8 protein-coding genes are annotated in these 15,641 nt (G+C 71.4%); 6 read left to right on the top strand and 2 right to left on the bottom strand.

The genetic code is table 11. The features are described 5' to 3' along the window. Nucleotides 1-10: 10 nt before the first annotated feature. A complete protein-coding gene (locus OHU34_RS36585; protein ID WP_405770360.1) occupies nucleotides 11-4,402 on the top strand; it encodes an FtsK/SpoIIIE domain-containing protein in 4,392 nt (1,463 codons plus the stop codon). A gap of 117 nt (nucleotides 4,403-4,519) precedes the next feature. Here the strand turns inward: OHU34_RS36585 and OHU34_RS36580 are convergent, their stop codons facing one another. Both OHU34_RS36580 and OHU34_RS36575 read right to left on the bottom strand, forming a co-directional pair. Then, a complete protein-coding gene (locus tag OHU34_RS36580) occupies nucleotides 4,520-5,137 on the bottom strand; it encodes a hypothetical protein (RefSeq protein WP_142269076.1) in 618 nt (205 codons plus the stop codon). Beyond that, complete coding sequence (locus tag OHU34_RS36575; protein WP_142269077.1) at nucleotides 5,134-5,415, bottom strand: hypothetical protein; 282 nt, start codon at nucleotides 5,413-5,415, stop codon at nucleotides 5,134-5,136. The genes OHU34_RS36580 and OHU34_RS36575 overlap by 4 nt, the downstream gene beginning before the upstream one ends. Before the next feature lie 117 nt (nucleotides 5,416-5,532). Here OHU34_RS36575 and OHU34_RS36570 point away from each other — a divergent pair, with 117 nt between their 5' ends. The 5 genes from OHU34_RS36570 to OHU34_RS36550 are packed head-to-tail and all read left to right on the top strand — an operon-like array spanning nucleotide 5,533 to nucleotide 15,628. Beyond that, a complete protein-coding gene (locus OHU34_RS36570) occupies nucleotides 5,533-6,207 on the top strand; it encodes a hypothetical protein (protein WP_405770356.1) in 675 nt (224 codons plus the stop codon). 52 nt (nucleotides 6,208-6,259) lie between these two features. Then, nucleotides 6,260-9,028, top strand: coding sequence for an ATP-binding protein (locus OHU34_RS36565; RefSeq protein ID WP_405770354.1), 2,769 nt, complete (start codon nucleotides 6,260-6,262; stop codon nucleotides 9,026-9,028). A gap of 51 nt (nucleotides 9,029-9,079) precedes the next feature. Beyond that, nucleotides 9,080-9,925 carry a BTAD domain-containing putative transcriptional regulator gene (locus OHU34_RS36560; protein ID WP_142269080.1) on the top strand — a complete coding sequence of 282 codons (846 nt, stop codon included), beginning with the start codon at nucleotides 9,080-9,082 and terminating at the stop codon, nucleotides 9,923-9,925. A 39-nt stretch (nucleotides 9,926-9,964) separates the two neighbouring features. Next, nucleotides 9,965-12,697 (top strand): LuxR family transcriptional regulator, encoded by a 2,733-nt coding sequence (locus OHU34_RS36555; RefSeq protein WP_230196569.1) that lies wholly within the window; start codon nucleotides 9,965-9,967, stop codon nucleotides 12,695-12,697. A gap of 18 nt (nucleotides 12,698-12,715) precedes the next feature. Continuing rightward, nucleotides 12,716-15,628: an AfsR/SARP family transcriptional regulator gene (locus tag OHU34_RS36550; RefSeq protein WP_405770351.1), complete on the top strand. Its 2,913-nt coding sequence runs from the start codon at nucleotides 12,716-12,718 to the stop codon at nucleotides 15,626-15,628. Nucleotides 15,629-15,641: the final 13 nt, after the last annotated feature.

Below are 15,641 nucleotides of genomic sequence, written 5' to 3'. Positions count from 1 at the left end.
ATCGATCACCGTGCGATTGAACGTCAGCGTCCGTGACCCCCAGGACGAGGGGGTGTCCATCCCTGTCGTCGTCGACACCGAACCCTCCGCCCGGACGGGCCGGCTCGCGGCGGAACTCGCCCGTGTGGTCGAGCAAGACGGTGCTGACGGAGGGTGGGACACCGGCCCCGCCCTCTACGCGGGAGCCGAACCCGTCGACCCGGACCTGACCCTGCAGGCCGCGGGGATACGCGACGGCATGGACCTCGGTCTCGGCGCGCCCCCTCCCTGGGCGCCAGAGCCCGAGGGCATGACGGAACTGCGCCTGGTCTCGGGGCCGGGGGCCGGCACCGTCTTCCGTCTGACGCCGGGCGAGTACGACCTGGGCAGCGCGCCGAACTGCCGCATCCGGCTGGCTTCCTCGGTACCCGCCTTCGCCGCCCGGGTCCAGGTCAGGGTGGACGGCACGGCATTCGTCTCCCCCGGTGAGGCCGCACAGCTGGACGGCCGACCGCTGAGCGATGAGGCGGCCTGGCGGGCCGGCAGCCAACTGACCGTCGGAGACGTCCTTCTGGAACTGAGTTCGAGGACATCGGCCAAAGCGCCACTGACACCGTCCGATGACGGCCTGGGACTGGAATTCAACCGGCCTCCCCGCTTCCTGCCCACACTCGGCAACGCCCGTTTCCGCCTGCCGACACCACCCGTGAAACCCGACAAGCGCCCGATTCCTCTGCTGCCGATCCTGCTGCTGCCCGCGGGAAGCGCCGTCATCGCCATCTTCGTCACGGGGCGCTGGACCTTCGTCTTCCTGGCGCTGCTGTCACCGATCGCCGCCCTGGTCACCCAGTTCGGCGGCCGCAAGCAGGCGATGCTCAAGTACCAGGAGCAATTCGCGGAACACCAGCGCACGATGGACCGACTGCGTTCGGACATCGAGGACGCCGTACGCGAGGAACAGCGCAGCCTCAGGGCGGCGCACCCGGATCCGGCCGCACTGCTCCAGATGGCTTCCCAGCCCTCGGAACGACTCTGGGAACGGCGCTGGCAGAACGCGGACTTCCTCACCCTCCGGGTAGGTACCGCCGACATCCCCTCCTCCGTGAGCGTGGAGGATCCGACACAGGACGAACACCGCCGCACGACGGTGCCCGGCCTGAACCAGGTCCCGGTCACCGTGCCCCTGAGACGTGCCGGAGTGGCGGGCATCGCCGGTCCAGGCTCCGGTCGGCTCGCCGGCTGGCTGGCGGCACAGGCCGCGACCCTGCACAGTCCGTCGGACCTGCGGATCGTCGTGCTGGCCGGCTCCGACGCCGAGGGCGACTGGGCCTGGACGCGCTGGCTGCCGCACTGCCGACCGCAGTCCGAGGACACGTACGCGCTGGTGGGATCCACCGCCGACTCGCTGGCCCGGCGCATCGGCGAACTCGGCCAGATCGTCGCGTCCCGTCTCGCCGCCGGGCCCGAGCGGCAGCGTGGTGGGGTGGCCGGACTGCCCGACGTCCTGGTGATCCTGGATCAGGCCCGTCGGGCCCGCTCCCTGCCGGGAGTGGTCGCTCTGCTGCGCGACGGCCCGTCGGTGGGGGTGCACACGATCTGCATGGACCGGGAGGAGCGTCTGCTGCCCGAGGAGTGCGGCGCCGTCGTGGTGCTGCCCGCCGGGCCCGACGGTGGTTCCCGGGTGCGCACCGGCGGGGGCGCGGCGCTGGAGGACGTACGTACCGACGTTCCCGATCCTGGCTGGTACGACCGGCTGGGCCGGGCCCTCGCGCCGTTGCGGGGCGTGGGCGACTCCGACGAGAGCGTGCTTCCCGGCGCCGTCCGGCTGCTCGATCTCCTGGGCCTCGAACCGCCGACGGCGGAGGCCGTGGCCGCCGGCTGGGCGCTGTCGGGACGCAGCACCCGTGCGGTCATGGGCACCGGCTACGACGGCGACTTCGCCGTGGACCTGGTGCGGGACGGCCCGCACGGTCTGGTGGCGGGCACCACCGGTTCGGGCAAGTCGGAGCTGCTGCAGACCCTCGTAGCCACGCTCGCCGTCGTCAACCGGCCCGACGAGATGACATTCGTCCTCGTGGACTACAAGGGCGGCAGCGCGTTCGCCGAGTGCGCGGAGCTGCCCCACACCGTCGGCATGGTGACCGACCTGGACACCCATCTGGTCGAACGGGCTCTGGTCTCGCTGGGAGCGGAGCTGCGCCGCCGGGAGTCGCTCCTGTCGGAAGCGGCGGCGAAGGACATCGAGGACTATCTCGACAAGCGGGCCAGGGGCGGGGACGTGCTGCCGCCCCTGCCGCGGCTCCTGCTCGTCATCGACGAGTTCGCCTCCATGGCGCGCGAACTCCCCGACTTCATCTCGGGGCTGGTCAACATCGCGCAGCGGGGACGGTCCCTGGGCATCCATCTGATCCTGGCCACGCAGCGGCCCAGCGGTGCCGTCACCGCCGACATCCGGGCCAACACCAACCTGCGGATCGCACTGCGCACCACGGACACCGGCGAGAGCCGGGACATCATCGACGCCCCCGAGGCGGGTGAGATCTCCTCCGCCACGCCCGGGCGCGCCTATGCCCGGCTGGGCCCTTCGGCCCTGCTGCCGTTCCAGGCGGCCCGGGTGGGCGGCCGAAGTCCCGCGGCGGCAGCGGTGGCGGACACCGAGGTACCGGTGCGGGCCCGCACGGTGAGCTGGCAGGAGCTGGGCGGGCCGGTGGTCCGCCGGCCCGGCTCCGCCGAGAACGTCTCCGCCGTCACGGATCTCTCCACGCTGACCTCGGCGATCGTCCAGGCGGCGCGTCTCGCGGAGGTGGCACGGCAGCCCAGCCCCTGGCTGCCGGCGCTGCCGGACGTCCTCGCCTGGACACCCGCGCAGTCTCCCGAGCCGGTCACCGTCCGCGAGGCGTCGCTGCCCGTCGTCGCCTACGGTCTGGTGGATCTGCCGGCCGAGCAGAGCCGTAGTCCGCTGGTGTTCGACCTCGACCGGGCGGGCCACCTGCACATCGTCGGCTCCGCCCGCAGCGGTCGCTCACAGGCGCTGCGTACGCTGTCGGCGGCGCTGGCCCAGGCGCACGGGGTTGAGGACGTCCACCTGTACGGCATCGACTGCGGCAACGGCGCACTGAACGCGTTGACCGCGCTGCCGCACTGTGGCGCCGTCGTGGATCGCAAACAGACCGAGCGGCTCAACCGGCTGCTCGACCGGCTCGTCGCCGAACTCACCTCGCGTCAGACGCTGCTGGGTGCGCGCGGGACCGCCGACCTCGCCGAATTGCGGAGCATGGCACCCGCGGACGAACGGCTGCCGCACATCGTGGTGCTGGTGGACCGGTTCGAGGTCTTCGAGCGCGAGTTCGCCACGTTCGACAACGGCAGCTTCCTGGAGCGCATGCTCAAGCTCCTCAGGGACGGGGCGGGCGCGGGCATCCACGTGGTGCTGGCAGGTGACCGGGTGCTGGGCAGCGGCCGTTTCGCCGGAACGACCGAGGACAAGCTCGTCCTGCGGCTCAACGACCGCTCGGACTACGGCACGGTGGGCATTCCGTCCCGGTCGGCACCCACGGATCCGGCGCCGGGCAGAGCGCTGCGGGCCCAGGATCTGAGCGAGGTGCAGATCGCCGTACTGTCGACGGACCTGGCCGGCACCGCGCAGGCCCAGGTGCTCACGGAACTGGGAGCCGCTCTGGCCCTGCGGGAGGCGGAGGTTCCCGACACCCGCCGCCCGCCGCGGCTGGACGTACTGCCCGACCGCATCCCGTACGCCGACGCGAAGGCGCTGCACACCGCGGGAGGTCCGCTGCGTCCCCTGGTCGCGGTCGGCGGGGACAGTCTCGTCTCCATGGGCCCCGATCTGGCGAACGTGCCCACGTTCGCCATCGCCGGGCCACCGCGCACCGGCCGCAGCACCGCTCTGCTGAGCGTGGCATGTTCTGTCCTGGCGGCCGGCGGCGGTGTCGTCGTGCTCGCTCCGCGCAGGTCACCGTTGCGTGAGCTGGCGGGGCGCCCGGGTGTCGTCGCCGTTCTCACCGACGCGGATGTGTCGACCGCCGTGTTCCGCGAGACGCTCGGAAGCGTCCCTCAGGAGACCGCGGTGATACTGGTGGACGACGCCGAACTCTTCATGGGAGCGGAGATCGACCCGGATCTGGGGTTGCTGGCGCGCGGCGGAGCGGGGGCCGGCTGGGGGTTGGTCGTGGCAGGCAACGCCGAATCACTGTCCCTGAGTCTCGCCGGTTGGGTGGGGCAGGTGAAGCGGAACAGGTCCGGCATGCTGCTCTCTCCGCAGAATCTGAGCGACGGCGATGTCGTCGGCGTCCGGCTCACCCGCGGGCTCATCGGCGGCGCTCCGCAGGCGGGACGCGGGCTGCTCCATCTCGGAGACGGCACTCTGACCGCTGTACAGGTTCCGGCCACACGTCCCGAGGACTGACGCGGACGTTGAGCGACGATGATGAGGGGCGGAGGCCCGTCGGCCTCCGCCCCCTCCTCGTGCGCTCTCCGCGCAGCCCCTGCTCGCAGGTCCCCGTCCCCGTCCCCGGGCCTCGCTTCACACGGCCGCCGGCTTCTCCGCGGAGTGCACATAGCGGAACGTGTGGGTGATGGCGTCGAAGAGGTCGTACACGTCAGCCCTGAGGGGCAGGTTGGGGCTGCTGCAGGACACCAACAGATAGTTCCTCGGCGCGGTGGGGACCGGGATCACCGTATGCATCGTGAGTACCTTCATCTTGACGTCGGCGGTCAGCGACACCTCCTCCACGGCTGTCACCCGAGCCGCAGTCCCCACCTCGGGGATCTCGACCGAGGTGACGACCCGGTCCGACAGTGCCTTCCCCCTGGCGGCCGGCCCGCCCAACTGGGCGGACAGGGTGGCCAGGTTCAGCTCCCGGCCCGCGGGGGCACTCACGGCGAAGACCATGACGTTGGCCATGAACACGCCCTCGTCGAAGAGGGTGACCGTGCCGGCCCCGTAGAGCGCGCCGTGGCTCCGTGCGGCGCGCACCAGTTCGCGGCCCTGCCGGAACATGTCGTTGATGGCCGCCTTCTGCCGGGGGTCGTCCGTGCGCGCCAGTGCGGCGGCGCGCATCTCGGTCAGTGACTCCCCGCTGAGGTCCGCGTCCGGCCAGGACTCGGGCACCTGGAGGACGAAGCGATCAGGGGCGTTCATCGGGGCGCTCCAAGGTTCGCGGCGGCATCGTTGTCCGTCTGGGTGAACTGGTCGTTGATGTCCTCGGCGGCGTCCCTGATGCCCTTCGCCTCTCGCCGGACCTGGGTACGGCCGTCGACCCACCGGTTCTCGAAGTTGCGCGCCGCGTCGACGAGCGGGGAGCCCAGCGCGCGCTCGAAGTCGATGCCGGCGTTGCCAGTGTCGATGTTGTCCATGACGGTTCCGAGGGACCGACGGACCTCGTCGAGTTCCGTGCCGGGTATGAAAATGTCAGCCATCACAGTCCTGCCGCTGGTCGGGTCGCATGCTCTGCCTCGCCGGGAACACGATGCGGAGCCCCGGAACGTTCGGCACAGATGTGTGAACCTTTCGGCCGTCCGTCTCGTGATGGCGATGTGATTCTCAACAGCACCACGACACATGGCCCGTTCACCCGGGCCACGCTCACCGCTCTCGTCCTGTGCGGACTGTCGCTGGCCACCGGCTGCGGCAAGACCGTTTCGGTGGGCAGTTCCTCGGACACTCCCGCATCCGTCCCGTCCCGGCAGGAGTCCTCGGCACCGCCGGCCGGTCAGCAGTCCGCGCCGCCGCCGGCCGCCGGCAACACCGGCCTGCAGGTGGTGGACAGCACTGCCGCGGACAACGGTCTCAAGGGGACCGGCGGCACGGTCACCGGCAAGGCGGCACAGGAGGCGCCGCCGAGGTGGGTGCAGCTGGCCGCGGTGCAGTCGCCCGCGCTCGGCACCCATCTGATCAACATCAACCAGGCGACCCTGTACCGGTTCGACAAGGACCCGGCCGAACCGTCCAAGTCGACGTGCGTCGGCGAGTGCGCCACCACCTGGCCGCCCGTGACGATCGAGGAGGGCGGCAACGTCTACCTGGCCGGAGTGGAGGAGAAGCAGGTGGGCGCGATCCGACGGGACGACGGATCGGTGCAGCTGACGGTCGGCGGCCGGCCCGTCTACCGCTACTCGGGCGACAGCAGGGCGGGGGACGCAAACGGTCAGGGGCTCGGAGGGACCTGGTTCGCGGTCGGTCCGACGGGGCGGAAATCCGTGTTGCCGTAAACGGAGATTCTGCGGAATTCGTTTTCTGCGCTCATTCTCTGGAGGTGCCCAGATGGTGGATTCACGTCCCCAGGATCTGTTCGGCCGCGAAAAGGAGACCGACTGTCTCCACGAAAAGATCGGGGCACTCCAGAACGGCGGCGGAGCGGTTCTCCTGCGCGGCGAACCCGGGGTCGGCAAGACCGCCTTGCTGGACATGGCCGCTTCGCACGCCTCGGAAAACGGTGTACGTGTCCTCCGGGCGACCGGCGTGGAATCGGAGGCACTTCTTCCTTTTGCCGGCCTGCATCAACTGGTCTATCCGGTCCGCTCTTTTGCCGCGCAGTTGCCCGCAGCGCGGCGCGACGCCCTGGAGGGTGCGCTCGGGGTACGGGGCTCCACCGTGCCCGACCCTTTCCCGGTGGCCCTCTCCGCCCTCGATCTGCTGGCCCGTGCCGCCGCGCACTCCCCCGTGCTGCTGGTGATCGACGATGTCCACCGGCTCGACCGCGCCAGCTCGGACGTCTTCGCCCTCCTCGCCCGACGGCTGGAGTCCGAGCCCGTCCTGCTCCTGGCGGCGCTGCGCGACGGTTGTCCCTCGCCGCTGACCGCGACCGGCGTGCCCGATCTGGCGGTGGGTCCCCTCTCCCCCGAAGCCTCCGCCGCCCTGGTCGACGTCCGGGCCCCGGATCTGACCCCCTCGACCCGCGCGGTTGTGCTGAGGGAAGCAGCGGGCCATCCCCTCGCGCTGACGGAACTGGCCGGCACCGCGGCGGGCCCGGGGTCCTCCGGCCCGGCCACGGAACCCTGGACCCCCATGTCCCGGCGCCTCCAGGACGCCTTCACCAGCCGTCTGCACACGCTGCCCCCCTCGACCCGTCTGCTGTTGCTGGTGGCCGCGTGCGACGACCGTGCCTGTCTCCCCGAGATCCTGCGCGCGGCATCGCTCCAGGGTCCGGTGCGGGTCGAGGCGTCCGACCTGGCACCGGCGATCGCCGCGGGCCTTGTGGAGGCCGGCGACGACACCGTACGTTTTCGCCATCCGCTGATGTCCTCGGCCATCCGCCGGAGCACGCCCGCGGACCGGCGCCGGGCGGTGCATGCCGCGCTGGCGCGCTACGTCACGGCGGGCTCCGACCGGCAGACCTGGCACGAGGCCGCGGCGGCGACCCACCCCGACGAGCACTTGGCCGTACGTCTCGACGAGGCCGCCCACCGGGCCCGTCGCCGCGGTGACGCCGACGAGTCGGTCAAGGCACTTGAGCAGGCGGCCAGACTGAGCGGCGACACCGCACGAGGGGGCGAACGACTCCTCAGGGCCGCGGCCCAGGCCGTCGACGCCGGTCGGCACCACCTCGTCACCCGGCTGCTGGAGGCCGCGGAGCCATGGGCCACCGCACCCGGGCAACGTGCCCGCCTGCAGTGGATAAAGGGCAGCCCGGAGGACGGGATGCGGGACGTCTCCGAAGGGGCCGCCGCTCTGACGCGGCTGGCCCGGACCGTTCTCGCGGAAGGCCGAGTCGATCTCGCCGCAAGCATCCTGGGGAGTGCCGCGCAACGCTGCTTCTGGTCCGAACCGGGGCCGGCCGCACGGCACGGCATCGTCGCGCTCGCCGACGAACTGCCCTTGTCCGACACCGATCCGTCGCTGCTCGCGATCATCGCCCACGCCCAGCCCATCGACTGCGGCCGCCGGGTGGTGAGCGGTCTGAGGCGTGCCGCGGCGCTGACCGCGGCCGATCCTGGGGCGGCACGTCTCATCGGCGGCGCCGCTCTCCTGGTCGGTGAGTTCGATCTGGCGCAGAGGCTGTCCAGGACGTCGGCACCGGGTCTGCGGTCGGAGGGGCGTCTGGGACTCGCCGCCAGGGCGTGGGGGGTGCAGGCCTGGAGCGGAGCCCAGTTGGCGCAGCTCACGTCGACCGTTCCGGTCGCCGAGGAAGCGACACGGCTGGCCCGGGACACCGGGCAGACCTATCTCCGCGGACTGGGTATCGCGACCGAGGCGCGTATCGCGGCGTTGCAGGGGCGGCACGGACGCGCTCTCGAACTCGCGGGAGAGGCGGAGCGCATCGCCCTGCCGGTCGCGGCGCGGCCCGTTCTCGCGACCGTGCAACTGGCGCGCGGACTGGCCGCGATGGGGGCTGGGCGTTTCCACGAGGCCTACGGGCATCTTCGGCGGATGCACGACCCGAAGGACCCCGCCCACCAGATCGCCCTGCGCTGCTACGCGCTGATCGAGCTGACGGATGCCGCCGTACATTGCGGGGAGCGGGACTCGGCGCGTTCCGTGACAGCCGAGATGACGCGGGCCGCCTCTCGGACGTCGTCCTCGGGAATGCACAGCGGCCTGGCCTACGCCCGCGCGGCACTGGCGGAGGACACGGACGCCGAGGGGCTCTTCCGCGCGGCGCTGGACGACGCCTCCTGCACCTGGCCCTTCGACCGCGCGCGCCTGCAGCTGGCCTACGGACAGTGGCTGCGGCGTCAACGGCGGGCCATGGACTCCCGCGAGCAACTGCGCGCCGCCGAGGATGCGTTCGACACGCTGGGAACCGTTCCGTGGGCGAACCGGGCCCGCCAGGAACTCCTGGCCTCCGGAGAATTCAGCAGACGCCGCGAACCGGCCGCCCGTGACCGTCTGACGCGGCAGGAGTCTCAGGTCGCGCAGCTGGCAGCCGAGGGACTCACCAACCGTGAGATCGCAGAGCGGCTCTTTCTCTCCCCCCGCACCGTGAGCACTCATCTGCATCGCGTTTTTCCGAAACTGGGCATCTCGTCGCGGGCCGCACTGGCTTCCGTCTTTCCCGAGCGGGGAGCCGAATACCACGAGGCTTCGAGGTGAGCGTCATCTGACGTACGCGACGGATATCCGGTCGGCCCTAGCGTATTTCCCATGGGACAGATGAGCTTCGGAGTACTGGGAGCGTTGCAGGTAAGGCGTGACGGCGTGGCCCTGGCCGCGGGGCCACCGCGGCAGCGGTCCCTGCTGGCGCTGCTGCTCGCGCGCGCGGGTGAGGCGACCGCCCTGCACGAGGTGGTGGACGTGCTGTGGAGCGAATCTCCGCCGCCGAGTGCGGTCAATCTGATCCGGCGGTACGTCGGTGAACTACGCAGGGTCCTCGAACCGGGACTGCCGTCCATGGCAGCCGGGCAGTGGCTGCTGGGTCAGGCCGGAACCTACCGGCTGGCCCTGCCGGACGGCCGCCTGGACCTCGTGACGTTCCGGCGGCTGAGGACCCAGGCCCGCGAGCGCTGCCGTGCCGGGGATCACCGGCAGGGCGTCGAGAAGTACGTTCAGGGGCTGCGGTTGTGGCGCGGGCCCGCGGCGGCGGACATACCGGCCGAGGTCAGGGGCCACCCCGTCTTCGGCGCGCTCGACCGGGAACGGCTGGCGACCGCCAAGGACGCAGCCGACGCGGCACTGCGGGGCGGCTGCGGCGCCCTGTTGGTGGACGAGCTGTACCGGGTCGCCGACCACCACCCGCTGGATGAGTCGTTGCAGGCCAAGCTGATGACAGCCTTGACGGCCACGGGGAACCGGGCGGAGGCGGTCGCCGTGTACAACGAAGTCTCGACCCGACTGCGCGACGACCTGGGCATCGGTCCGGGCCCTCAGTTGCGCTCCGCGCTCCGGGACACCGTCACACCGTCCGCCGGAGCCGGCGCCCCGGTTCTCGTGGCGCGGGAACGCGTCCAGGACGGACAGCGGACCCTGGAGCGCCGGACGGTCACGACGTAGACTGATCAAAAAAGATCATCAGTTCGAGAATCGAGCGTCGTGGCACTCATCGGACGGGGCCCCGAGCTCGCCACCGTCACGGCTGTCGTCGACCGTGCACGCGCGGGCGGTGGTGGGGCGCTCCTGATCGCGGGAGAACCCGGGATCGGCAAGACCGCACTGCTGGAGCACCTGCTCACCGGGCTCGCCCCCGAGGACGTCCGCGTACTGACGACCGTCGCCACCGAGCGGGACGCCCACCTGCCCTTCGCCGGCGTGAGCCGTCTGCTGGCCTCCGTACGCTCCCACGGCGCCACGCTGCCGCCCGCTCAGCAGGCGGCCCTCGCCGGGGCCTTCGACGCCGAGGACAAGGACGAGGACACCGCCGATCCGTTACCGGTGGCCCTGGCGACCCTCGGCCTCCTGGCGGAGGCAGCCGCCCGACTCCCCCTCCTGCTCGTCGTGGAGGACCTGCACCTGCTGGACGCGGCGAGCGCCACAGCTCTGGCCTTCGTGGCGCGCAGGCTCGCCTCGGAACCGGTCGTGCTGCTCGCCGCTCTCCGGGAGGGCCTCGACTCGCCGCTGAACAACGCCGGTCTGCCCACACTGACACTGAAGCCGCTTGACGCGGCCCACGCCGCCGATGTCGTCGACGCCCGGGCCCCGGGCCTTTCTCCCGGCTTGAGGGAGCGGGTACTGGCGGAAGCGGGAGGCAATCCCCTCGCTCTGACGGAGTTGGCGTTCGCCGCCCGGCAGAGCCACGCGACGACCACGATGACCACGGCATGGCTGCCGCTGTCCACCCGGCTGGAAAATGCTTTCCGCAGAAGAGTCGCGGCGCTGCCCTCGCGAACGAGAACCCTCCTGGTGATCGCCGCCGTCAACGACGGCAGCCCGCTGACGGAGATCCTCGACGTCGCACGGCTGGTCGACGGAGAGCCGGCCCGCGTCGAGGACCTGGCACCCGCCATCGACGCCCACCTCATCGCCCTGTCCGGCGACGAACTGCGCTTTCGTCACCCGCTCAGCCGGGCCGCCGTGCTCTCCGGGACGAGCACGCGCCGGCACCAAGCGGTGCGAGCGGCGCTGACGAAAGTACTGGACCATCCGATCGAACGTCAGATCCGCCAGTCGCAGGCCGCGCAGCCGCCACCGGCCGACGACGTCGCCGCGGCCCTGGAGGAGGCGAACCGCCGGATCGAACGGCCCGGCGGTGTCATGACGGCCGTCAGCGCGCTGGAACACGCCGCACGGCTGGTGAGTCGGCCGGAACAACGGACCGAACTGCTGCTGCACGCCGCCGACATCGCCGTGGAGTCGGGGCGGCACGACGAGGTGGTGCGCCTGCTGAACCGGGCGGCCGCAGACCCGCTGACCGCACAACAGCAGGCCCGGGTCACCTGGACGTCCGCCCGTTTCCAGGAGAACGTGCATGACGACGCCGATGTCTTCACCCTGGCGGCCCTGGCCGAAGAGGTGGCCTCCGGCGGCGACACCGGACTCGCGCTGCGGATCCTGTGGACGGCGGCCCGACGCAACTTCTGGCTGGAGAGCGGCGAGGACGCCGCCCGGTACGTGGCCGACCTCGCTCTCCGCCTGCCCTTCGACAACGAGCCGCAGGTCCTCGCCATCCTGGCCTACACAGCGCCGATGACGCAGGGAGCCCACGTCATCGCACGGCTGAAGCACTGGGCGGCCCATCCGAGCGGCGACGCCACCGCCGACCGGTTCCTCGGTACGGCGGCGGTCCTGGTCGGCGCGTTCGACCTTGCCGCGGGCTTCTCCGCCGCCTCCCTGTCCGGACTGCGGGCCCAGGGCCGACTGTTCCAACTGGTCGGCGCACTCGCCGCCCGGGGGTGGAGCGCCACTCTGCTGTGCGACTTGGCGGTGGCCGTCCCGTCAGCCGCGGAGGCCGACCGACTGAGCCAGGAGACCGGTCAGACCCTGCTGCAAGGGACGGCACGCTGTACGAAAGCCCTGATCGCGGCGCTGCAAGGGGAACTGGACGACGCCGAGCGACTGGCGGAGGAGTCGATCGACCTCGGCAGCAGCCTGCACGCCCGACCCGTTCTCGCCACCGCCCGCATGGCTCTCGCCCAAGTGGCGTCGGCCCGCGGGTCGTTCGACGAGGCACTGCTGCTCCTGCGGCAACTTCAGGATCCGGCTGCCGCCGCGTACCACCCGACGCTGCGGTGCTACGCATTGATCGATCTCGTCGACGTCGCGCAGCGGGCACACCGCACCGAGGAGATCCGGGACCTCGTCCGCCGCATGGAAGTCATCGCCCGCCAAACGCCTTCGACCGCCTTGCACGTGGGTGTGCGCTTCGCACGGGCCGTGCTGGCTCACGAGGACGCGGACGCCGAGCGCTGTTTCCTGGAAGCACTGGCCGCCGATCTGACTCGTTGGCCCTTCGCCCGCGCCCGCACGCAGCTCGCCTACGGCGAATGGCTGCGCCGCAGGCGCCGCGACACCCAGGCCCGCGGCCCCCTGCGGGCCGCCCGCGACGCGTTCGACGCGTTGGGCGCCGTCGCTTACAGCGAGCGTTCCCGCCGCGAGCTGCGCGCCTCCGGAGAGGCCGGATCGGAACGGGTCCCCAGGGCACACGAGTTGCTGAACCCGCAGGAGCTGCAGATCGCCATGATGGCGGCAGAGGGGCTCACCAACCGGGAGATCGGCGAAAAGCTCCATCTGTCCCACCGGACGGTCAGCAACCATCTGCACCGCATCTTTCCGAAGCTCGGGGTCACCTCTCGCACCGCCCTGGGACACCTGCTGCGGTCGGCCGTCTGAGTGAACGATTTCAAGACCATGGATGAGGATGACACCCCAGCCGCTCCGCCGCGCCCACCCGAGGTGCGCTTCGCCGTACTCGGCACGGTGCGGGTGTGGCGGGACGGAACCGAACTGCACGCCGGGCCCCCACAGCAACAGGCCCTGCTCGCCGTCCTGCTGGCGGGCGCGGGCCGGGCGATGTCGCTGCCCCAGCTGATCGGCCTGCTGTGGGGCGGCGCCGAACCGGCCAGCGCGACGAACGTCATCCGCCGTTACGCCGGATCGCTGCGACGGATGATCCAACCGGATCTCCCCCGCATGGCTTCGGGACAGTGGCTGGTAGGAGGCGGCGGCGGTTACCGGATCGACGTGGACGAGGACTCTCTCGATCTCCTGGGCTTCCGCGCGCTCTACGCGCGCGCACGCGAAGCCCGTGACGAGGGGCTTATCGACGCGGCAGTACGCCTGTATGTCGATGCTCTCGCCCTGTGGCGGGGCCCCGTGGCGGCCGGTATCAGCGCCGAGGTGCGCGGCCATCCGCTGTTCACCCAACTCGACAACGAGCGGCTGACGGTCGCCGTGGAGGCGGCCGACCTCGCTCTGCGGCACGGCGAGGCCGGTCCGGTCCTGGCCTCCTTGCAGACGTTGGCGGACCAGCACCGACTCGAGGAGCACCTGCACAGCAAGCTGATGCTCGCCCTGTCCGCGTCCGGACGGCAGGCCGAAGCCCTCGATGTCTTCCACCGTCTGCGCGACCGCCTCCGGACAGAACTGGGAGTCGAGCCCTCCGCCGTGCTGAGTGAAGCGCAGCAACAGGTGCTGGCCAAGACCCCTCCCCCCGCCCCTTCTCAGGCACGGGACGAGGCCGAGCGGCGGTCCGACCAGCCGGTCCGGCGAAGACACGGCTCCCTTCTTCCCCGCCCCGCTCAACTGCCGGCCGCTCCGGCGGACTTCGTCGGGCGGGAAGCCGAAGTCGACAGTCTGTTGCGCCAACTGACGGCCGGCGAACGCACCCCTCCCGCCTCCTCCACGATGATCATCAACGCCATCGGCGGCATGGCCGGTGTCGGCAAGACCACTCTCGCCATCCACCTCGCGCACCGCGTTGCCGACCGCTACCGCGACGGGCAGCTCTACGTCGATCTCCGCGGCTTCGATCTCAACGGATCGGCCATGACTCCCGCCGAGGCGATCCGCGGCTTCCTGGAGAACCTGGGTGTCTCACCCCAGCAGATCCCCGACGGTCTCGACGCCCAAGCCGCGCTCTACCGGAGCTTCCTCGCGGACCGGCGCATGCTGGTCCTGCTCGACAACGCCCGCGACGCGGAACAGGTCCGGCCGCTTCTCCCCGGATCCGCAGGTTGCCTGGTGCTCATCACGAGCCGTAACCAGCTGAGCAGTCTGGTGGCGGCGCACGGCGCGCACCCGCTGGCACTCGACGTGATGTCCACCGAGAGCGCCCGGGAGAGTCTCGTACGGCGGCTCGGCGCCGATCGGGTCGACGCCGAGCCCGAGGCGACGCAGACGATCATCTCCTTGTGCGGCCGGCTCCCGCTGGCCCTCTCCGTCATCACGGCGCGGGCCCTGATGAACCCCCGCCTTCCGCTCGGCGCCATGGCCGAACAACTGCTGGAGGCCAAGGGCAGCCTCGACGCCTTCGAAGGCGCGGACCGGTCCACCGACATACGGGCCGTGTTCGGCTGGTCCTACCGCACGCTCTCCGACGACACGGCCCGCCTGTTCCGCCTGCTGTCGCTGCATCCGGGAGCGACGTTCGACGTCCATTCCGCTGCCGCTCTGGGCGGGCTCACCGTCCGCCGGACCCGCCCGTCGCTGGCCGAACTCGTACGGGCGCACCTCGTCGCCGAGGAGGCGGGGGGCCGTCACCGCCTGCACGACCTCCTGCGCGCCTACGGACGGGAGGCGACCGACTCGTACGACACCGCCGACGACAGGGATGCGGCGCACGACCGGCTGTTCCGGCATTACGTGCAGACGGCCCACACGGCTCTGCGGTTGCTGGACCCGGCCCATCTCGTCACCGTCCCCGCCGGGATCGGGCCGCCCGCGGCCGCCGGGCCGTCCAGCGTGGAAGCCGCGGTGCGGTGGTTCCAGCAGGAACGCCTCACGCTGACGGCGGTCGTACGCCAGGCCGTCCAGGACGACCGGCCGCACGACGCCTGGCGGCTCGCCCGCCTGCTCGACTCCATGTACGAGCGGGTGGGCCACTGGCACGACTGGGCGGACCTCCAACTGACCGCGCTGGGTGCCGCACAGCAGGCGGGCGAACCGCTCGGCGTGGCCCACGCGCACGCGGGACTGGGACGCGCGCACTCACTGCTGCGCCGGTACGAGTCGGCCGAGGAACACCTGTGCCAGGCCCTCGTGCTGTTCGAGGCCCTCGGCGACCGTGTGGGGCAGGCGCACTGCCTGCGGCAGCTCGGCTGGCTGATGACGCGTACCGAACGTGACGTCCTGGCGATAGAGCACACACGGCGTGCGCTCGACCTCTATCGCGCCGCCGGTCATCTCAGTGCGCAGGCCGACTCCCTCAACGCGCTCGCCTGGTACCAGGCGTCGCTGGGAGCCTGCGAGGACGCGGTCACGAGCGCCGTGCGGTCGCTGCTGCTCTACCGCCGGATGGCCGCGGGCGGAGGCTCGGGGCACGGGAACACCTGGGACACCCTGGCGTTCGCCCATCATCATCTTGGCAATCTCCGCCGGGCCGTGCGCTGTTATGAACGCGCGGTCCGCCTCCTGCGGGCGGGCGGAGACCGCTACAACGAGGCCGGCAGCCTCAGCCGCCTCGGCGACACGCTCGCTCTGGCGGGCGCTGCCGAGGACGCCCGCGCGCGATGGCGTCAGGCGGTCGAGATCCTCACGCCGATCGATCCCGACTGGGCGGCCGAGATCCAGGAGAAGCTCTCCGCCACCGTGAGCGCTTCCTAGACCGACTGGACCG

It is taken from the genome of Streptomyces sp. NBC_00080, from assembly GCF_045041255.1.
Classification (GTDB): Bacteria; Actinomycetota; Actinomycetes; order Streptomycetales; family Streptomycetaceae; genus Streptomyces; species Streptomyces coriariae.
This window is presented reverse-complemented; position numbering and strand designations above follow the sequence as displayed.